At 65.1% G+C, this 18,906-nt stretch carries 16 protein-coding genes and 1 pseudogene; 11 read left to right on the forward strand and 6 right to left on the reverse strand.

What is annotated here, in order from left to right; translation table 11 throughout:
• The first annotated feature begins 3 nt into the window (after positions 1-3).
• The gene (locus XH85_RS17285) at positions 4-1,287 is read left to right on the forward strand and encodes a cystathionine gamma-synthase family protein (RefSeq protein ID WP_128932760.1); all 1,284 of its coding nucleotides are present in this window, start codon (positions 4-6) and stop codon (positions 1,285-1,287) included.
• Positions 1,288-1,361: 74 nt separating this feature from the next.
• On the opposite strand, the gene XH85_RS17290 is transcribed toward XH85_RS17285, so the two are convergent.
• Entirely contained in the window at positions 1,362-1,778 is a 417-nt protein-coding gene (locus XH85_RS17290; protein WP_128932761.1) for a CHRD domain-containing protein, read from the reverse strand.
• 155 nt (positions 1,779-1,933) lie between these two features.
• Here XH85_RS17290 and XH85_RS17295 point away from each other — a divergent pair, with 155 nt between their 5' ends.
• Positions 1,934-2,863, forward strand: a complete 930-nt coding sequence (locus tag XH85_RS17295; RefSeq protein ID WP_128932762.1) for a cytochrome c — start codon at positions 1,934-1,936, stop codon at positions 2,861-2,863.
• A gap of 114 nt (positions 2,864-2,977) precedes the next feature.
• Here the strand turns inward: XH85_RS17295 and XH85_RS17300 are convergent, their stop codons facing one another.
• The gene (locus XH85_RS17300; RefSeq protein ID WP_061878884.1) at positions 2,978-3,223 is read right to left on the reverse strand and encodes an Lrp/AsnC ligand binding domain-containing protein; all 246 of its coding nucleotides are present in this window, start codon (positions 3,221-3,223) and stop codon (positions 2,978-2,980) included.
• A gap of 96 nt (positions 3,224-3,319) precedes the next feature.
• A pseudogene (locus XH85_RS17305) lies at positions 3,320-5,286 on the reverse strand (PAS domain S-box protein).
• A 289-nt stretch (positions 5,287-5,575) separates the two neighbouring features.
• On the opposite strand from XH85_RS17305, the gene thiD reads away from it, so the two are divergent.
• The 4 genes from thiD to XH85_RS17325 all read left to right on the forward strand — a co-directional run bounded on the left by thiD (position 5,576) and on the right by XH85_RS17325 (position 9,615).
• A complete protein-coding gene (gene thiD / locus XH85_RS17310) occupies positions 5,576-6,376 on the forward strand; it encodes a bifunctional hydroxymethylpyrimidine kinase/phosphomethylpyrimidine kinase (RefSeq protein WP_128937314.1) in 801 nt (266 codons plus the stop codon).
• A gap of 323 nt (positions 6,377-6,699) precedes the next feature.
• Positions 6,700-7,512, forward strand: a complete 813-nt coding sequence (locus tag XH85_RS17315; RefSeq protein ID WP_091891998.1) for a UDP-2,3-diacylglucosamine diphosphatase — start codon at positions 6,700-6,702, stop codon at positions 7,510-7,512.
• A gap of 13 nt (positions 7,513-7,525) precedes the next feature.
• Complete coding sequence (locus XH85_RS17320) at positions 7,526-8,569, forward strand: glycosyltransferase family 4 protein (RefSeq protein ID WP_128932763.1); 1,044 nt, start codon at positions 7,526-7,528, stop codon at positions 8,567-8,569.
• 62 nt (positions 8,570-8,631) lie between these two features.
• Entirely contained in the window at positions 8,632-9,615 is a 984-nt protein-coding gene (locus tag XH85_RS17325; RefSeq protein ID WP_128932764.1) for a threonine/serine dehydratase family protein, read from the forward strand.
• A 181-nt stretch (positions 9,616-9,796) separates the two neighbouring features.
• Here XH85_RS17325 and XH85_RS17330 read toward each other — a convergent pair whose 3' ends face one another.
• Positions 9,797-11,599: a caspase family protein gene (locus tag XH85_RS17330; protein WP_164940234.1), complete on the reverse strand. Its 1,803-nt coding sequence runs from the start codon at positions 11,597-11,599 to the stop codon at positions 9,797-9,799.
• A 189-nt stretch (positions 11,600-11,788) separates the two neighbouring features.
• Between XH85_RS17330 and XH85_RS17335 the strand changes: the two genes are divergently transcribed.
• Positions 11,789-12,148 (forward strand): hypothetical protein, encoded by a 360-nt coding sequence (locus tag XH85_RS17335; protein ID WP_128937315.1) that lies wholly within the window; start codon positions 11,789-11,791, stop codon positions 12,146-12,148.
• A gap of 122 nt (positions 12,149-12,270) precedes the next feature.
• Here the strand turns inward: XH85_RS17335 and XH85_RS17340 are convergent, their stop codons facing one another.
• A complete protein-coding gene (locus XH85_RS17340; RefSeq protein WP_164940233.1) occupies positions 12,271-13,653 on the reverse strand; it encodes a hypothetical protein in 1,383 nt (460 codons plus the stop codon).
• Between the two features lie 75 nt (positions 13,654-13,728).
• Here XH85_RS17340 and XH85_RS17345 point away from each other — a divergent pair, with 75 nt between their 5' ends.
• Positions 13,729-14,925: an MFS transporter gene (locus tag XH85_RS17345; protein WP_128932767.1), complete on the forward strand. Its 1,197-nt coding sequence runs from the start codon at positions 13,729-13,731 to the stop codon at positions 14,923-14,925.
• On the opposite strand, the gene dgcA is transcribed toward XH85_RS17345, so the two are convergent.
• Positions 14,895-15,890 carry an N-acetyl-D-Glu racemase DgcA gene (dgcA, locus tag XH85_RS17350; protein ID WP_128932768.1) on the reverse strand — a complete coding sequence of 332 codons (996 nt, stop codon included), beginning with the start codon at positions 15,888-15,890 and terminating at the stop codon, positions 14,895-14,897. The two genes, XH85_RS17345 and dgcA, sit on opposite strands and share 31 nt — an antisense overlap.
• Before the next feature lie 143 nt (positions 15,891-16,033).
• On the opposite strand from dgcA, the gene XH85_RS17355 reads away from it, so the two are divergent.
• The 3 genes from XH85_RS17355 to XH85_RS17365 are packed head-to-tail and all read left to right on the forward strand — an operon-like array spanning position 16,034 to position 18,844.
• Entirely contained in the window at positions 16,034-17,167 is a 1,134-nt protein-coding gene (locus XH85_RS17355; RefSeq protein ID WP_128932769.1) for an MlaE family ABC transporter permease, read from the forward strand.
• A 2-nt stretch (positions 17,168-17,169) separates the two neighbouring features.
• On the forward strand, positions 17,170-17,940 hold the full coding sequence (locus tag XH85_RS17360) for an ABC transporter ATP-binding protein (RefSeq protein ID WP_162500203.1): 771 nt from the start codon (positions 17,170-17,172) through the stop codon (positions 17,938-17,940).
• Between the two features lie 28 nt (positions 17,941-17,968).
• Complete coding sequence (locus tag XH85_RS17365; RefSeq protein ID WP_128932770.1) at positions 17,969-18,844, forward strand: MlaD family protein; 876 nt, start codon at positions 17,969-17,971, stop codon at positions 18,842-18,844.
• Positions 18,845-18,906: the final 62 nt, after the last annotated feature.

Consider the following 18,906-nt stretch of genomic DNA (forward strand, 5'->3'; position numbering starts at 1 on the left):
GCCATGGCAAAACCGTTCCCGTCGAAGACCCACATCGGCAACCATATGCTGCATCCGGAAACGCTGATGCTGACCTATGGCTATGACCCGCAACTGTCGGAAGGCGCCATCAAGCCGCCGGTGTTCCTGACCTCGACCTTCGTGTTCAAGACGGCCGACGACGGCCAGGATTTCTTCGACTACGTCGCCGGGCGGCGCGAGCCGCCGGAAGGGATGGGCGCGGGCCTAGTCTATTCGCGCTTCAATCATCCCAACAGCGAGATCGTCGAGGATCGGCTCTCGATCTACGAGCGCACCGAGAGCTGCGCCCTGTTCTCGTCCGGCATGGCAGCCATCGCAACCACGATCCTGGCTTTCGTTCGCCCCGGCGACGTCATTCTGCACTCCCAGCCGCTCTATGGCGGGACGGAAACCCTGCTGACGAATACGCTTGCGCGTCTGTCGATCGGCGCCGTCGGCTTCGCCGACGGCATCGACGAGGCCGCAGTCAAGCAGGCTGCGGAGGAGGCCATGGGCAAGGGCCGGGTGTCGATGATCCTGATCGAAACTCCCGCCAACCCGACCAACGGGCTGGTCGACATCGCGATGATGCGCCGTGTCGCCGAAGTCATCGGAAAGGCTCAGGGACACACACCGATCATCGCCTGCGACAATACGCTGCTCGGACCGGTGTTTCAGCGACCGATCGAGCACGGCGCAGATATTTCCTTGTACTCGCTCACGAAGTATGTCGGCGGTCATTCCGACCTGATCGCGGGCGCCGCGCTCGGCTCGAAGGCGCTCATGAAGGGGATCAAGGCGCTGCGCGGCGCCATCGGCACCCAGCTCGATCCGCATTCCTGCTGGATGATCAACCGGTCGCTCGAGACGCTGAGCCTGCGCATGGAAAAGGCCGATGTGAATGCGCGCCTCGTCGCAGACTATTTGCGCGATCACCCCAAGGTGGCGAAAGTCCACTATCTCGGTCATCACGAGGACGCATCGCCAGCCGGACGGGTGTTCGCGGAGCAATGCTCAGGCGCCGGCTCCACCTTCTCGTTCGATATCGTCGGCGGCAAGGAAGCGGCCGTCAAATTCCTCAACGCGCTCCAGATCTTCAAGCTCGCCGTGAGTCTCGGCGGAACGGAATCGCTGGCCAGCCTGCCGGCGACGATGACCCATTCCGGCGTTCCCGCCGACATCCGCCGGAAAATCGGTGTCCTCGATTCCACGATCCGACTGTCGATCGGAATCGAAAATCCGTCGGACCTGATCGCCGACCTAGCGCAGGCGCTGAACGCGGCTTGAGCGTGGCGAGAATCGAAAAGGCCGGACGCTCCCTCCCAGCATCCGGCCCTTCCGCGACGAAGCAGCGTTTGCGCTTACTTCGTCACCTGGCCGCGGATCTCGCCGCCCGGGTTCGCCGCCGTGTGGATGTTGATGTAGTACTTGCCGCCGAGCAGATCGGCCGCCTGCGCGTCGGTGAGCGTCGCTTCGCCCTTGACCGGGCTTGAGGCCGCGTTCGGGATCGCGACCGCAACGCCGGCGTTCTTGCCCGCCTCGGCCGGGCCATGGAAATGAGCCGCGGTGGCAGGGCCAGAGAGCCCGGAATAGTTGACAGTCCAGGACAATTTCTTGCTGGCTGCATCGTAGTTCAGGTCGGCCGTTCCGCTGCCGCTGCTGGTCGTTGCGGGCACCTCGGACTTGGGGTCGAGCGTTGCTTTCAGCTTTTCGGCGCAGGCCGGGCCTGCAAAAGCGACGGCACCGAGCGCGCACATGGCGATGACGGTCTTGTTCATGACATTCTCCCTGCAAAACCCGTTCGGGCTGGCTAACTTTCAACAGTCGGCATTTCAGTTTATTCCCGTTTCCGGCCAGGGCGGGCTAAATTCTTTGTGGTTGGAGCCACACGGAGATCGGTCATAGGTTCGCCGCAACAAATGAATGGATCAGCATGTTGCAACGAACAATTTTCGTGGCGTTGCTCGTCGCGATCGCCGCTACGGGCATCTATTGGTGGCTCAGCGCGCCGGTGGTGGCGGCTGCGAGCACCACGCCGCCGCCCCATGCGCCTGATCTTGCCAATGGCGAGGTGATGTTCAACGTCGGCGGCTGCGCGTCCTGCCATGCCGTTCCCAATCAGCCCGATCGTCTCAGGCTCGGTGGCGGCGTCGCGATCAAGTCGCCGTTCGGAACGTTCTACGCGCCGAACATCTCGCCCGATCCGGCCGACGGCATCGGCAAATGGACGGATGCCGATTTCGTCAATGCGGTGATGCACGGGGTCTCGCCGTCCGGGCAGCATTACTTTCCGGCGTTTCCCTACACCTCCTATCAGCACGCCAGGCGTGAGGACGTGCTCGATCTCTTTGCGTATCTGAAAACGCTGCCGGCCGTTGCAGGCAAAGTGCGTGACCACGACGTCGGCTTTCCCTTCGACATCCGGCGCAACATCGGTATCTGGAAGTTCTTATTTCTGGACGACAAGCCCTTCGTCGCCGACGCCGCGAAGTCGCCGGAATTCAATCGCGGCGCCTATCTCGTGAACAGCTTCGGCCATTGCGTCGAATGCCACAGCCCGCGCAACGCGCTTGGCGGCATCATCTCCGGTGAGCGGTTTGCCGGCGGGCCCAATCCGGAAGGCGAGGGGTGGGTCCCCAACATCACCCAGAAGCGCCTCGGTGACTGGAGCGCGAAGGATATCGCCTATTTCCTCAAGACCGGCGAATTGCCCGACGGCGACAGCGCCGGCGGTGCGATGACGCGCGTCATCAAGAACACCTCGCAATTGCCGGATGCCGCTCTCGCGGCGATGGCGGACTACGTCAAATCGCTGCCGCCGGTGGACGGGCCGACGCCGCCCAAGCGCAAGCAGGGCAGCTAGTGCAGCTCGATCGGATGTCCGTGGTTCACCTCTCCCCAACGGGGAGAGGTCGGATTGCGCCTGGCGATGCGAAGCATCGTTTAACCAAACTCATCCCGCACTACTGACGCGGCGCTAGCCCGTGCCGAACGCCTTGAACGTGATGATGGTGAGGGTGTCCTGGATGCCCGGCAGCACCTGCACCTTCTCGTTCACGAAGTGGCCGATGTCGGTGTCCTTGTCGACGTAGAACTTCACCAAGAGGTCGTATTGACCGGCGGTGGAGTAGATCTCGGAGGCGATTTCGGCTTCGGCGAGCGCATTGGCGACCACATAGGACTGGCCGAGCTTGCATTTGATCTGGACGAAAAAGGGAACCATCGCGGTCACTCCGAAAGCACATCTGGCCGGCTAATAGGCCAAAACGGGCCGAATTTAGCAAGCGAGCTTGCCGGCCGCCAGATGCCGGCCCAGCGCTCAGGAGGCGACGGCCGCCGCGGCGAACGCATCCCTGAGCCGCTGCGCGAGCTCGACCTTGCGATAGGGCTTGGTCAGCACGATCGCCTGCGCATGCGCGCGGCCCTGCTCCACCAGGGTCTCCAGCGCGTAGCCCGAGGTGAACAGGACCGGCAGGCCCGGGCGAATCCGCCGCGCCTGATCGGCGAGCTCCCAACCGCTCATGCCGCCGGGCATCACGATGTCGGTGAACAGCATGTCGATGCTGGGGTCGGTGCGCAGCTGCTGCAGGGCCTCCTTGCCGTTGAACGCGGCGACGACGCGGTATCCGAGAGCTTCCACCCTGCGAATCGCGGAGGAGCGGACGAACGGATCGTCCTCGGCGATCAGAATGGTCTCGTAGCCTCTGGGTGCTGTGTCCTCGCCGTCCACGAGGTCGGCCTGTGTTTGCCCTGCATCAGCGCGCGGCAGGTAGATCCGGACCGTGGTCCCAAGGCCTGCCTCGCTGTAGATCGAGACATGGCCATTGGATTGCTTGGCAAAGCCATAGACCATGCTGAGGCCGAGGCCGGAGCCCTTGCCGACCTCCTTGGTGGTGAAGAACGGCTCGAAGGCGCGCGCGGTGACATCAGGCGTCATGCCTTCGCCGTCGTCGGTGACCGAGATCAACGCGTAAGTGCCGGATGCGACTTCCGGGTGAAGGACACGATAGTCGTCGTCGATCGCAACCAGCTCCGTGCTCAGCGCCAGATGTCCTCCTGATGGCATGGCATCCTGTGCGTTGAGCGCAAGGTTCAGCACCGCGGATTCGAGCTGGGTGCGGTCTGCAAAGGCCATGATCGTGCCGGGCCCGGAGCTCGTCCTGATCTCGACATTTTCGCGCAAGGTGCGCTTGAGCAGCTTGAACATGGAATCGAGCAGGCCGCGGCAATCGATCATCTGAGGCTGGAGCAACTGGCGGCGGCTGAACGCGAGCAGGCGCTGCGTCAGCTCGGCGCCCCGTTCGCCCGATTGGCAGATGTCGTCGGCAAACCGCTTGAGGTCGGGCCTCGCCTTGAGCTGCTCGCTGAGGTGCTCGGCGTTGCCGATGATGACGGTCAAGAGATTGTTGAAATCGTGCGCGATGCCGCCGGAGAGCTGGCCGACCGTCTCCATCTTCTGCGCCTGCTGGAGCTGCTGCTCGGTCAACTTGCGCGTGGTGAGGTCATGGATGATGCCGACGAAGATCAATTCGCCGTCCTGCCGCGCCTGGCCCACCGACAGGTCCATCGGAAAGCTCGATTCATCCTTGCGCAGGCCGATGGCCTCGCCGCCGGTCGCGAAATGCCCCCTGCGGCTGTCGGACGCAGCAGCTGCCTCGGGCATCAGCATGCCGATGTGCCGGCCCATCACCTCGTCAGCCCGGTAGCCGAACAAGCGCTCGCAGGCCGGATTGAACAACAGGATTCGATCCTGCGCATCGAACAGGATGACCCCGTCGACCGCGGTCTCGACGATTGCGGTGAGGCGCGCCATGCTGTCGCGCATCGCGCGCTGGGCTTCCCCGACCTGCTGGAGCAGGAGCGTCGCGTCCCGGCTCTTGATTTCCTCCTCCTCGAGCGCGGCCTGGACCTGCCGCAGCTCGAACGGAGAGGGAATCGTCAGGATCTTCGGCAGCAGCGGCCAGAGCGCAGCGGCGGTCACCACGGACGCGACCGCTGTGGTCGCCTTCACGAGGCCTTCGATGCCATAGATCGGGACCCAAAGCGTGTAGATCGACAGCACATGGGTCAGGCCGCACGCCATGATGAAGATCGCGAACAACCGAATTTGAGGTCGCGCCGCTTGGTGACGAGGATCGCGAGCGCGAACGGGATCGAAAAATAAGCGGCGGCGATGCAGGCGTCGGAAACGACATGGAGCCAGATCAGTTCGGGTTCCCACAACAGGCAAATGCCGTGCGGCGACAGCATCGAGGAGTCGAGGAGACGTTCAAAATAGGCCCACATAATTCCACCCCGGGAAGACGTGCGAGCCGGGGGCGGCTCGCGCGAATGGTGTCGCTGGACGATTCTACCACCTAACGTCTCACTCATCGGTGTGCACGCCAAGGGGCAGGTTATCAAGGCTATGGCGAGGCTCGATTTTTCAGGCCGGCACGATTGCGGGGGCATGCCGCGCCGGTTGCGGGCGCGACGGGCCGCCACGAATCATGGCAGCGGGCCGCCGCGCTTGCTGCTGTTCCACGGTCGCGCTAGGACAGGCCATGGCGGTGTCCTCCAGCACATGCATCCCGCGATGACGACCCCGGTCGCACTCACCATCGCCGGCTCCGATTCGAGCGGCGGCGCCGGCATCCAGGCGGACCTGAAGACTTTTGCCGCGCTCGGCGTCTATGGCGCCTCCGCCATCACGGCGCTGACGGCGCAGAACACGCGCGGCGTCACCGGCATTCACGCGGTGCCGGCGGAGTTCGTCACCGCACAGATCGATGCGGTGTTTTCCGATCTCGATGTCGGCGCGGTGAAGATCGGCATGGTGGCCCAGGCCGCCAGCATCGAGGCGATCGCGGCCGCGCTGTCGCGCTGGGCGCCGCGCCACGTGGTGCTCGATCCCGTGATGGTGGCAACATCGGGCGACCGCCTGCTGGCCTCCGAGGCCGTCGCAGCGTTGCGCACGAGACTGATACCGCTGGCCTCGGTGATCACGCCGAACCTGCCCGAGGCGGCCGCGCTGCTCGAGGAGCCCGTGGCGGAAAGCAAGGCCGAGATCGAAAGCCAGGGGCGCCGCCTGCTGGCGCTCGGCTGCCGCGCAGTCCTGGTCAAGGGCGGGCACGGCGAGGGCGCCGAGAGCATCGACTATCTGGTCGATGCCGACAGCACCATCGCGCTCGCTGCGCCGCGCCTCGCCACCAATAACACCCATGGCACCGGCTGCTCGCTGTCCTCGGCCGTCGCGGCGGGGCTTGCCAGGGGCGAGGATCTCGAGCAAGCAGTGCGCAATGCCAAATCCTGGATCAGCGCCGCGATCGGAGCCGCCGACCGCTTCAGCGTCGGGCATGGCCACGGGCCGATCCATCATTTCCACAAGTTTTACTGACGCGGGCTCGCGCGACCTCTCCCGCTTGCGGGAGAGGTCGCGCCGAAAGGCGCGGGTGAGGGCTCTCTCCACTCGGGGTCATCGCTTGAGGAGGCACCCTCATCCCAACCCTCTCCCGCAAGCGGGAGAGGGAGCGCACTTGCCTCGTGGGTTCCAGCGGCAATCTGGTCTTGCGGGGGGTCGCTGCGGCGCCATGTCGCCTGATTGTCGCATGCGACTGATATTCGCGGGGAGGGCGAGGCAAGGCGTGATTCGTATTTGAAGGTGCCTCGAAGGTTCAATCGGTCATCCCCCTGTCACGGGACATTGTTACAGGCTGGCGCATGGGAAGCTACGATGTGAGTGATGAAAGCCCGGAGCGGCGCTTTCGCACGTTGTTCATCTCCGACGTCCATCTCGGAGCCCGCGGTTCTCAAGCCGACCTTCTGCTCGACTTTCTGCGCTACCACGATGCCGACACCATCTATCTCGTCGGCGACATCGTCGACGGCTGGGCGCTGAAATCGAGCTGGCACTGGCCGCAATCGCACAACGACCTGGTCCAGAAGCTGCTGCGCAAGGCGCGCAAGGGCGCCAAAATCATCTACATTCCCGGCAATCACGACGAGTTCCTGCGCAATTATTACGGCACGCATTTCGGCGGCATCGATGTGGTCGAGAACACCGTCCATACCGGCGTGGACGGCAAGCGCTATCTCGTCATCCACGGCGACATCTTCGACCTCGTGGTGCAGAACGCGCGCTGGCTCGCCCATCTCGGCGACAAGGCCTACGACTTCGCGATCCAGATGAATCGCTTGGTCAATTTCTTCCGCCGCCTTTTCGGCGTGCCCTATTGGTCGCTGTCGCAATGGGCCAAGCAGAAGGTCAAGAATGCCGTCAACTATATCGGCGCGTTCGAGCAGGCGCTCGCCGCCGAGGCGCGGCGCCATGAGGCCGACGGCGTGATCTGCGGCCACATACACTATGCCGTGATCCGCGACGAGGCCGGCATCCGTTACATGAATTGCGGCGACTGGGTCGAGAGCTGCACGGCCCTCGTCGAGCACGACGACGGCCATTTCGAGATCATCACCTGGGCGGATCATTTGCAGAAGCCCGCACAAGTCCCGCAGGTCGCGGCAAGAGCTGCCTGATGAGAGCTGCCTGATGCGCATCCTGGTCGCGACCGACGCCTGGCACCCGCAAGTCAACGGTGTGGTTCGGACGCTGACCAAGCTTGCTGACGCCGCCGAGGGGCTCGGCGTCGCGTTCACGTTCCTGACGCCGCAATCGTTCCGCACCTTCGCGATGCCGAGCTATCGCGACGTGCGCCTCGCGATGCCGCGTCCGGCGCGAATTGCAAAGCTGATCGAGGAGGCGCGCCCGGACAGCATCCACATTGCGACGGAGGGGCCGATCGGCCTGATGGTCCGCCGCTATTGCCGCCAGCGCAAGCTGCCGTTCACGACCAGCTTCCACACCCGCTTTCCCGAATATGTCCGTGCCCGCGTGCCGGTGCCGGGCTCGCTGATCTGGCGCGCGCTGCGCCGCTTCCATGCGCCCAGCCGTGCCGTGATGGCGGCAACGCCTGCGCTCGCCCGCGAGCTCGGCGATCGCGGCTTCGACAATGTCGTGCTGTGGCCGCGCGGCGTCGACACCGATTTGTTCCACCCGCGCGCGATCGACCTCTGTCTGCCGGCGCCGGTGTTCCTGTCGGTCGGCCGGATTGCGGTGGAGAAGAATCTCAAGGCCTTTCTCGATCTCGATCTGCCCGGTACCAAGGTGATCGTCGGTCACGGTCCGGCGCGCGCCTCGCTCGAAGAGGCCTATCCCGATGCGATCTTCCTTGGCGAGAAGCACGGCGAGGCGCTGGCGGAAATCTATGCTGCGGCCGACGTCTTCGTGTTCCCGAGCAAGACCGACACGTTCGGTCTGGTCCTACTGGAAGCGCTCGCGAGCGGCCTGCCGGTGGCGGCCTTCCCGGTGAAGGGTCCCCGCGACGTGATCGGCAATGCGCCGGTCGGCGTTCTCGATCACGATCTGCGCAGCGCCTGTTTCGCCGCGCTCGACATCTCCCGGCAGGACTGCGTCGCGTTCGCCGCCAATTACACCTGGGAGGCTTCGGCCAGGGCTTTCGTGGCTAGCATCGAGGCGGTCGGCGCGGTACTGCCCGGCCGGAACAGGGCGGAACAGCCACGCTTCGTCGCCTGACGGGGAAAATCCTCGCGGGGAGGTGTCTTGCCCGCAGCTCGTCGGCCGCGATAAAGTCGGCCATGACCGAACAGCTCCTCCCGGTCGGCCCCGCCGACATCGACGCCGCAGCGCGCGTGATCGCGCCTTACGCCATCCGCACCCCGCTGTTGTCTTTTCCCGTGCTCAACGAGCGCGTCGGCGCAAAGGTCTTCCTGAAGCCGGAAATGTTCCAGCGCACCGGCTCCTTCAAGTTCCGCGGCGCTTTCAACAAGGTGTTCTCGATTCCGCAGGACAAGCGCGCCGGCGGCGTCGTCGCGTTCTCCTCGGGCAACCACGCCCAGGGCGTGGCGGCCGCGGCGAAAATCCTCGACATGCAGGCGACGATCGTGATGCCGGCGGATGCGCCGCTGTCCAAGCGCGACCGCACCAAATCCTACGGCGCAGAGGTCGTGCTGTACGATCGCGATCGCGACGACCGCGAGGCGATCTCGCGCGGCATCGCCGAGAAGCGCGGTGCGACGCTGGTCAAGCCATATGACGATCCCTTCGTGATTGCGGGGCAGGGCACTGCCGGCCGCGAGATTGCGGAGGACATGGCGGGCCTCGGCCTTGCCCCCGACATCGTGGTGGCGCCGGCCTCCGGCGGCGGCCTGATCGCGGGCGTCGCGACCGCCGTGAAGGCGCGCTATCCGCTAGCCGAAATCGTGGTCGCCGAGCCCGAGGCGTTCGACGATCACGGCATTTCGCTGACCGCCGGCCATCGCGAGCCGCATCCGCCCGCGGCCCGCACCATCTGCGATGCGCTGATGGCCCTGATGCCCGGCGAGATGACCTTTGCGATCAACAGCAAGCTGCTCGCGCGCGGCGTCACGGCCTCGGATGCCGAGGTCGGCGCCGCCGTCGCGTTCGCCTATCGCGAGCTGAAGCTCGTGGTGGAGCCGGGCGGCGCCGTGGGCCTTGCCGCGCTGCTGGCGGGACGTCTCGACGTCGCTGGCAAGAACGTCGTCATCGTGCTCTCCGGCGGCAATGTCGATGCGGAGTTGTTCGCAGAGCTGGTGGCTTAGGCGTCATTCCGGGCGCGCGCGAGCGCGAACCCGGAATCCATTTCCTCACCGACCTGCTGCACAATGGATTCCGGGCCTGCGCCTCTCGGCGCATCTCGGAATGACAATGTTCAGAGCTGACATGAAGAAAGGGGCAGAGCGTTGCCGCTCTGCCCCCCTGTCGTGTGCGCTTCTTGCGCGATCAGTGCATGAAGCTCCGGCGATTGTTGCCGCCGCCCGTGCTCGGCGCCTGGTTCATCGACTGCCGGAAGTTGTTGCTGCTGTTGACCATGCGGTTCGGCATCGTGTTGAGCTGCGGACGATTGGTCTGCACGTTATTCTGCACCTGCACCTTGTTCACCGGATTGTTGTTGAGCTTCACGATACCGGTGTTGCCGTTGTTGATGCGGATCGGGTGGTTCTGGGTCTGAACGGGCTTCACATCGATAGTCGAGTCACCCATACCGACATTCACCGGCATGCTCACGATCTTGCCCGGCTTGCCGTTGGCGTTGCTGGCATTCGGCTTGGTGTTGGTCACCGGCAGCGTCACGATCTTGCCGGTGCCGCCAGTGTTGTTGCTCGTGTTGGTCGGCGCGGGCAGGGTGACGATCTTGCCCGGGGTCTGCGACGGCGTGCCGTTCGGCTGGTTGTTGCCTGAGGGCAGGTTGATGATCTGGCCACCATTGCCGAGCTTGCCGATGACGTTACCGTCGATCGGCTTCTGCACGACCGGCAGATTGCCGTTCACTTGCGCGCCGCCATTGCCCTGCTGCATCAGCGGCATGTATTTGGGCTGGCCGAGATTGCCGATCTTCAGCGTCGGGGCGATGTTCTGTGGCGCCAGGAACTTGGTCGCTTGCATCAACGGGATCTGCTTCGGCTGCGCCTGCAGTTTCAGCGCGACTTGCGCATAGGGGCTGTTGCTGTAGCTGTCATAGAAGCTCTTGTAGCCGAGCGGCGAGTTCGCGAGCACGGCCTTGTGCCAGGCCTGCGAGACCAGGAGATTGTTGAGCAGCCAGCGGATGTGGTCGCACAGCGGATCGTGCGGGTACATCTGGATGAACTCCTGATAATATTCCGGCCGGCCCTCGGACACGACGTAATCATAGGCCTGGCGGGTCGAGCGGCTCGGCAGGTTGGAGGCCATCTGCACCACCGGCGCTTTCACCGGCGCGCGGTTGGCGGCAACGGCGGTGTCGCCGAAGAAGGTGAAGTCGCTCGTCAACGACGAGCTCTCCCACGGAATCTGCGCGCCGCTGGTGGTCTGGTTCACCTGCAGGCGCACGCGCTTGAACAGCTGCTCGATTGGCACATTGGGCTCGCGTGCGACGTTGAGGAAGGCTTGCGTGTAGGGGCTGTGGCCGCTGGTGCCGTCGAGCGCTTCGGCGCCCGGCGCGGTCGAGTAGCCGACGATCGAGCCGTTCGGCGCATCGACGATGGCTAGGCCGCGGCCGGCGTCGTTGACTTGGGGGAACGGGTTGTTGCGGCAGGCATCGAGGATGACGATGCGCATGCGGCTCGGGATCGTCTCCAGCGTCGACATCACGTCGACCAGACGCACCGAATTGTTGACGAGCTCGGTCGGGCTCGACACCTTGGCGTCGACGGGAACGAGATAGTTCTCGCCGGCGAGCTGCACGCCGTGACCGGCGTAATAGACCATCGCCACCGTGTTGGGGCCGCGCGAAGCGACCTTGGCGGAAAAGTCCTGCACCACGCGCAGCATGTCGTTCTGGGTCAGGTCAGTCGCGGCGACCACCTCGAAGCCTGCCGAGTTCAGGAATTGCGCCATCGATTGCGCGTCATCGTCGGGGTTCGCAAGTTGCGGCGCGTTCTGGTAGTTCGCATTGCCGATCACCAGCGCCACCCGCTGCTCCGGGCCTTGCAGCGCGGTGGGAGCCGGCTGGGCCGGGGCGACTTGCGCGGAAACGGGCCCGCAGGTGAAGCCGAACAGGCTTCCCAAGAGGCTAGCCGTCATCAGGAAAGGCTTTAGGCGGAACATGGCGTGCTCCTTTGCCACTCATCTCGATGCGAGATTGGTTGCGAGCAAGCCTGGGCGCGTTCAAGTCCGGCGTCCGTGATCCCTATCACGATGGTAAGTTGCGTGATCTGAATCACGCTTAGAACCCGCTATGGTTGGGGATCGATTGGGAGGATGGCCTCCGCGCAGTCGATCGACTATTGTCGATTCATGTCGCGCCTTATGTGTCTATTCGTTGCGGTCATCCTGTCTCTGCTGCCCGCAGTCGCACCCGCCGAGCCCGTTCAGAAGCGTCCCAAGCCGGTCTGGCGCGGCTACGGCTTCCTGCCAGGCTATCGCCAGCCGCTAAGCAACAGCATTCCGCTCTACAAGCAGAAGGACGCGATGCGTCGCCTGTCGCGCGCCGACCGGCGCCACTGGTACATCGATCCGGTCCCTCAGTATTATCGTTGGGATGGCGAGTGGCACTATTTCGGCCGCCCCGGCTTCGGCGGCGGCCGCTACAATGGCGGCAGTTTCGGTCCATGCTGGACGCGGACGCCGATCGGGCCGGTCTGGAATTGCGGGTGACGAGGGGGCGCGGCTAGCCCGTCATTGCGAGCGCAGCGAAGCAATCCAGAATCTTGCCGCGGAGGGATTCCGGATTGATTCGCTTCGCTCGCAATGACGATGTGGCGAGAGCGCGCGCTCTCTCACGAGAAGAACGCGATCTTCTCGGCCTGGGTCATGCGGCGGATCGGCGCGAGCGGGTCGTTGGCGGCGGCGCGGGGCTTTTGCAGGATGCCGCTGGCGAGGATGGTGGCGCCGAGCGAGGGCTCGGGCAAGGACGTGGATAAGGGCGAGGGCATCGGCAGCGTCGCGCTCGGTGCCGCGGCGAATGTTGCCGTGGTCGCCATGGCCGGGGCCGGCGGCTCCATCACTTCGGCAGCGGCTTCCGCAATGGCGTCGGTGAGGCGCGCGAGCGAGTCCATCGCGATCGGCGCGTCCGCGGCGGGCTCGTCCGCGACCGCTGCGACGACCGGCTCTGGCGCGATCGGCTCCGCTGCAACGGGAGCTGCGACCTCCGCAGCCGTCGGCTCCGGAGCGACCGCTTCCATCTCCACCGGCTCGATGATCTCGTCGAACTCCGGATCGGGCGCGGCCATCTCTAGCGCGATGGCCTCGAGGATGGCTTCATCCTCGGCTTCCGCGGCGGCGTCGAGCGAGAACTCGTCGGTGACCTCCGGGATCGCAGTGGGCTCTGCGGCGGGCTCTTCAAAAGCGACGTCTTCATGCGCCGCTTCTTCACGTGCGGCTTCTTCAGGTGCTGCCTGGCTTTTGGCGACGATCTCGGGCGCGATTGCCTGCTTGGCAACGGCGGAAGTATCAGTGATGCCAGCTGCTTCGACCTCGGGAGCGGCGGCGATGTCCTGCGACGTCTCCGTAAAAGCCACGGGGGCTTCGCTCGCCGTCGCGCCAAGCGCGACCTCCGAATGCGGCGCTTCTGCCGCGGATGACGGTGCCTCCTGCCTGGGAGCCGGCGCGGCCTGCGGCGTTGCGTCGCCGTCAAGCTGCTCGACCCGATCCTTCAGTAGATCGAAGGCGGCCTTGAGCTCGACGCGGGGATCGATGGTCGAGATCTGCCCGCAGGCGGCCTCGATCGAGGCGAGCTGCGAATCAATGAGGTCGCAGATTCGCCCGTCGGCGCCGATCTCGCGCCAGCGCCAGGAGATCTCCTTGATGATGCGCACCCCGCGCGGAATCGGCGCGAGGCTCGCCTCGATCGCCGCGGGATCGAACGCTGCGATCGCGATCGTCTCGGCCTCGCGGATGGCGCGGCGAATCTCGATCAGCGCCTCAGGCAGGCGGTCCTCGACGACGGGTTGTCGCTGTGCCGCAAGGGTTTCTTCGATCTTCGCGACCGCATCGAGCACCATGCGCGTATCTGCGTTGCGGTTGCGCTTGGCATATTCGCCGAGGAACCAGCGGCCGCGCGCGGTTTCCATGAAGGCTTCGCGGATCGCGTCGTAATCCTGCTCGTTCGGCTCGGCCGCGCGGGCAGACATGGGCGAGAGGGCGAATGCTTCGTTGGCCATGACAATCTCGTCGCGCAAATCACCGCGCGTTACTGTAACGATCACCACGATATCGACCGAATCGCAATTGGTTTGATGCAGTCCGAATCACAAATCCCCATCGCGGCAGCGAAGAAGCGGCGATTTGGCGTGAGTCTTGCCCTGTTCTATTCGGCTGTCTTCGCGGTCGCGGGCACGCATCTGCCGTTCTTCCCGGTTTGGCTGAAGGCGATCGGCATCGACGCGGCCTGGATCGGGCTCATCAACGCGCTGCCGGCGATCACGCGCTTCACCACGCTGCCGCAAGTGACCGCCTTTGCCGAAAAGCGACAGGCCATTCGCACTGCCATGATGGTGTCGGTGCTGGCGACGGCGATCGGTTTTACCGCGGTCGGCTTGCAGCAGCAGCCGCTGGCGCTGCTCCTGATCTATGCGCTTACCTGCGTGATGTGGACGCCGACGACCCCACTGACCGACGCCTATGCACTGCGCGGTGTCGCGCGTTACGGGCTCGATTACGGACCGTTGCGGCTGTGGGGCTCGGCGGCGTTTGCCGCCGGCTCGCTCGCCTGCGGCTATCTCGTCGACAGCATCGCGCCGCGCGACCTGATCTGGGTCATCGTCGCATGGGCCGTCGTTGCGGTTCTCGCCAGTCTGCTGCTTCAGCCGCTCGACGATGTCAGGCGCAAGACCACCGAGACGCATGCCGGCAAGGCGCTGCTGCGCGATGCCGGCTTCTGGGCCATCATCGCCTCGGCGGCGCTGATCCAGGGCAGCCACGTCGCCTATTACACCTTCTCGGCCATCAACTGGCAGCTCCATGGGATCAGCGGGCTGACGATCGCGGGGCTGTGGACGTTGGGCGTGATCGCCGAGATCGTCGTGTTCGCGCTGTCGCCGCGCTTCTCGCTGCATCCGTCCACGATGATGGCGATCGGGGGGCTAAGCGCCGTGGTGCGCTGGATCGTCACCGCCAACGAGCCGCCGCTGGCGCTGCTCGCGATCGTGCAGCTCGGCCATGGTCTCAGCTTCGGCATGACCATCGTCGGCACCATGAATCTCCTGGTGCAGCGCGTACCGCCGCATCAGATCGCGCGGGGGCAGGGCTACTACGCCGCGTGCAACGGTCTATTGGGCGCAACGACCTCGATCGCGTCAGGCGCGATCTACGCCCTCATCGGCGACGGCCTGTACTACGTCATGGCGGCGATGGCCGCTGCCGGTGCGCTCGTGATCTGGTCAGCGCGGCATCAGCTCCAGGCTCATCCCCACAGCGAGGCGTCCGGCGGATAGACCAGGCTTTCGTCGTAACGCAGGCCGTGATCGCGATCGCGCGCCAGCAGCAGCGGGCCGTCGAGATCGACGAAGCGCGCCTGCGGCGTCACCAGCATCGCAGGCGCCATCGACAGCGAGGTCGCGACCATGCAGCCGATCATGATCTCGAAGCCGAGCGCTTGCGCGGCATCGGCCATTGCCAGCGCCTCGGTGAGGCCGCCGGTTTTGTCGAGCTTGATGTTCACGGCGTCGTAGCGTGCGCGCAGCGGCGCGAGCGACGAGCGGTCATGCACGCTCTCGTCGGCGCAGACCGCGAGCGGGCGCTTGATTCGTGCCAGCGCCTCGTCCTTGCCTGATGGCAGCGGCTGCTCCACGAGGGTGACGCCGGCGGCGGCACAGGCGGCAAGATTGTGCTCCAGATTGGCCTCGCTCCAGGCCTCGTTGGCATCGACGATCAGCTCGGACGTGGGAGCGGCCTTGCGCACGGCCGCGATCCGCATCCCATCGCCTTCGCCGCCGAGCTTGACCTTGAGCAGCGGACGGTGTGCGGCCTTGGCGGTTGCCGCGGCCATGGCCTCGGGTGTGCCCAGCGAGATGGTGTAGGCGGTGGTGCGTTCGCGGGGCGTCGGGCGGCTCAGCAGGTTCCAGGCCCGCAGGCCGCCAGCCTTGGCCTCGAGGTCGATCAGGGCGCAATCCAGCGCGTTACGGGCCGCACCGGGCGGCATGGCGGCCTGGAGGGCCTGTCGGGTCAGCCCAGCGGCCACCGCGTCCTGCATGGCCTCGATGGCGGCCAGCGTCGCCTCGGGCGTCTCGCCATAGCGAGGATAGGGCACGCACTCGCCGCGGCCGGTCAGGCCGGCCTGGCTGATCTCCGCCACGACCGTCACGGCCTCGGTCTTGGCCCCCCGGCTGATGTTAAAGCTGCCGGCGATGGGGAAGCGCTCGATTCGCGCCGCCAGGGAGGCAAATTTCATGGAAGTCATTTTGAACTCTGGCGAAATCTGAACCTGCTAGTTACCTGTAGCAACTAACAATGGGCAGTTGGGGATACCTTCTCTAGGTAAGGGCGCGTGCGCAACCATCCGATTCTATCCGTTTCCTGCGCCTCGGCACGGGAGCGGACATCTTGAGTGGCGATCCGAAGCTGGAGCGGATTGCCAAGGGCAATGCGCTGGCACTCTGCGCCACCGGAACCTGGACCGCGAGCTTCGCGCCGGTCCTGGAGCGGATGGTGGCGGACGCCGAGAAGCTCGCCGGCGGCTCCCAAAGCATCTTCATCGACGTCTCCGAGGTCGCCAAGCTCGACACCTTCGGCGCCTGGCTGATCGAGCGGCTGCGCCGCAGCCTGACGCAAGGCGCCGTCGAGGCGCAGATCGCCGGGCTCTCCGCCAATTATTCCAGCCTCGTCGACGAGGTGCGGCGGGTGCGGGCGACCCCCGTGATCGACAGCAGCCCGATCACCATCACCGGCATGCTGGAGCAGATCGGCCGTACCGCGGCCGGCGTTGCCGGCACCGTGGCGGGCCTCGTCGACATGCTCGGCGCGGTGCTCGCGGCAGGCTTTCGCGTCTTGCTCCATCCGCGCTCGCTCCGCCTGACCTCGACCGTGCACCACATGGAGCAGGTCTGCTGGCGCGCAGTGCCGATCATCGTGCTGATCACCTTCCTGATCGGCTGCATCATCGCGCAGCAGGGCATCTTTCATTTTCGCAGGTTCGGCGCCGATATCTTCGTTGTCGACATGCTCGGCGTGCTCGTGCTGCGCGAGATCGGTGTGCTTTTGGTCGCGATCATGGTGGCGGGCCGTTCGGGCAGCGCCTACACCGCCGAGCTCGGCTCGATGAAGATGCGCGAGGAGATCGACGCGCTGCGCACCATGGGGTTCGACCCGATCGAGGTCCTGGTGCTTCCGCGCATGATGGCGCTCGTGATTGCGCTGCCGATCCTCGCTTTCCTCGGCGCGATGGCCGCGCTCTATGGCGGCGGTCTCGTCGCCTGGCTTTATGGCGGCGTCGAGCCGGAGGCCTTCCTGTTGCGGCTGCGCGACGCCATCTCGATCGATCATTTCATCGTCGGCATTGTCAAGGCGCCGGTGATGGCCGCCGTGATCGGCATCGTCGCCTGCGTCGAAGGACTCGCCGTGCAGGGGAGCGCGGAATCGCTGGGACAGCACACCACGGCGTCGGTGGTGAAGGGCATTTTCTTCGTCATCGTGATGGACGGCGTGTTCGCCATCTTCTTCGCCTCGATCGGGATGTGACGATGGCAGGCGAGATCCAAAATCCCATCATCCGCGTCCGCGACATCACCGTGCAGTTCGGCGCGACGCGCGTGCTCGATGGGCTCAACCTCGACGTCAAGCGCGGCGAGATCCTCGGCTTTGTCGGCCCATCCGGCGCCGGCAAATCGGTGCTGACGCGCACCATCATCGGCCTCGTGCCGAAGGTCGCAGGCTCCATCGAAGTGTTCGGCGTCGACCTCGATTCCTCCAGCACGTCGCAGCGGCGAAATGTGGAGCGGCGCTGGGGCGTGCTGTTTCAGCAGGGCGCGTTGTTCTCCTCGCTGACCGTGAGGCAGAACATCCAGTTTCCGATGCGCGAATATCTTCGCGTCTCGCAGCGACTGATGGACGAGATCACCATGGCCAAGCTGACCATGGTCGGTCTCAAGCCGGAAGTTGCCGAGCGCTTCCCGTCCGAGCTCTCCGGCGGCATGATCAAGCGCGTGGCGCTCGCACGCGCACTGTCGCTCGATCCGGATCTCGTCTTCCTGGACGAGCCGACCTCGGGTCTCGACCCGATCGGCGCCGGCGATTTCGACGAGCTGGTCCGGACGCTCCAGCGCACTTTGGGGCTGACCGTTTTCATGGTAACCCACGACCTCGACAGCCTTTACACAGCATGTGACCGCATCGCCGTTTTAGGGAACGGTAAGATCATTGCGGCAGGGTCGATCGCCGACATGCAGGCCTCCCAGCATCCCTGGCTGAGGCAGTATTTCCATGGCAAGCGCGCCCGCGCGGTCATGGGTTAAGAGCTGGGTTGATTAGCCGGAGCACCTGATGGAAACGCGGGCGAATTACGTATTGATCGGGTCGTTCACACTGGCGGTGATCGCCGCCGCGATCGGCTTCGTGCTGTGGTTTCAATCGCTGCACACCACCAAGCAGCGCACCCCCCTACGCGTCGTGTTCGAGGGCCCGGCGGCGGGCCTGCGCAACGGCGGCAGCGTCAACTTCAACGGTATCAGGGTGGGTGAGGTGGTCTCGGTGAAGCTGGACAACCCGCGGCGGGTTGTCGCACTCGCCATGATCGAGAACAACGCCCCGATCCGCAAGGACACGCTAGTCGGCCTCGAATTCCAGGGCCTCACGGGGGTCGCCGCAATCTCGCTCAAGGGCGGCGACGAGGCCGCGGCCGCACCGCCGCTCGACCAGGATGGCATCCCGACGCTGACGGCGGACCCCAACAAGCTCCAGGACGTCACCGAGGCGATCCGCGGCACGCTGCAGAACATCAACAAGATCGTCGCCGACAATCAGGAATCGGTGAAGAACTCGCTGAAGAATCTGGAGACCTTCACCAACTCGCTCGCCCGCAACTCCGAGAAGATCGACGGCATGATGGCCAAGGTCGACGGTGTCATGCTCAAGGCCGACAGTCTCATGCTCGGCCTCAACACGCTCGCCGGCGGCAAGGACGGCGGCGAGCTGTTCCAGGCGGTCAAGTCGATCCGCGAACTGGCCGAGGACTTCGACAAGCGCTCCGGCGCGCTGATGAGCGACGGCCGCCGCACCCTCGGCGACATCAGCCGCGCCGTGAACAATTTCGACCGCAACCCGACCCGCGTCCTGTTCGGCGCCAGCAACTCATCGCAAGCAGCCCCGCCGCCCGAGCCGCCGAAGCCGGCGGCGTCGAACGAGCGCCGCAGGCAGTAGGTTCCGACCTCCTAGTTTCCGTTGGCCCCCTGCATCGGTATCCATCGGAAGTCGATATCATC

This window comes from Bradyrhizobium zhanjiangense, assembly GCF_004114935.1.
In the GTDB taxonomy this organism is placed as follows: domain Bacteria; phylum Pseudomonadota; class Alphaproteobacteria; order Rhizobiales; family Xanthobacteraceae; genus Bradyrhizobium; species Bradyrhizobium zhanjiangense.

Bases quoted from the DNA above. Each gene is read 5' to 3' on its own strand.
- XH85_RS17285 (WP_128932760.1), top strand. From the start codon at position 4: ATGGCAAAACCGTTCCCGTCGAAGACCCACATCGGCAACCATATGCTG.
- XH85_RS17290 (WP_128932761.1), bottom strand. From the start codon at position 1,778: ATGAACAAGACCGTCATCGCCATGTGCGCGCTCGGTGCCGTCGCTTTT.
- XH85_RS17295 (WP_128932762.1), top strand. From the start codon at position 1,934: ATGTTGCAACGAACAATTTTCGTGGCGTTGCTCGTCGCGATCGCCGCT.
- XH85_RS17300 (WP_061878884.1), bottom strand. From the start codon at position 3,223: ATGGTTCCCTTTTTCGTCCAGATCAAATGCAAGCTCGGCCAGTCCTAT.
- thiD (WP_128937314.1), top strand. From the start codon at position 5,576: ATGACGACCCCGGTCGCACTCACCATCGCCGGCTCCGATTCGAGCGGC.
- XH85_RS17315 (WP_091891998.1), top strand. From the start codon at position 6,700: ATGGGAAGCTACGATGTGAGTGATGAAAGCCCGGAGCGGCGCTTTCGC.
- XH85_RS17320 (WP_128932763.1), top strand. From the start codon at position 7,526: ATGCGCATCCTGGTCGCGACCGACGCCTGGCACCCGCAAGTCAACGGT.
- XH85_RS17325 (WP_128932764.1), top strand. From the start codon at position 8,632: ATGACCGAACAGCTCCTCCCGGTCGGCCCCGCCGACATCGACGCCGCA.
- XH85_RS17330 (WP_164940234.1), bottom strand. From the start codon at position 11,599: ATGTTCCGCCTAAAGCCTTTCCTGATGACGGCTAGCCTCTTGGGAAGC.
- XH85_RS17335 (WP_128937315.1), top strand. From the start codon at position 11,789: ATGTCGCGCCTTATGTGTCTATTCGTTGCGGTCATCCTGTCTCTGCTG.
- XH85_RS17340 (WP_164940233.1), bottom strand. From the start codon at position 13,653: ATGGCCAACGAAGCATTCGCCCTCTCGCCCATGTCTGCCCGCGCGGCC.
- XH85_RS17345 (WP_128932767.1), top strand. From the start codon at position 13,729: ATGCAGTCCGAATCACAAATCCCCATCGCGGCAGCGAAGAAGCGGCGA.
- dgcA (WP_128932768.1), bottom strand. From the start codon at position 15,890: ATGACTTCCATGAAATTTGCCTCCCTGGCGGCGCGAATCGAGCGCTTC.
- XH85_RS17360 (WP_162500203.1), top strand. From the start codon at position 17,170: ATGGCAGGCGAGATCCAAAATCCCATCATCCGCGTCCGCGACATCACC.
- XH85_RS17365 (WP_128932770.1), top strand. From the start codon at position 17,969: ATGGAAACGCGGGCGAATTACGTATTGATCGGGTCGTTCACACTGGCG.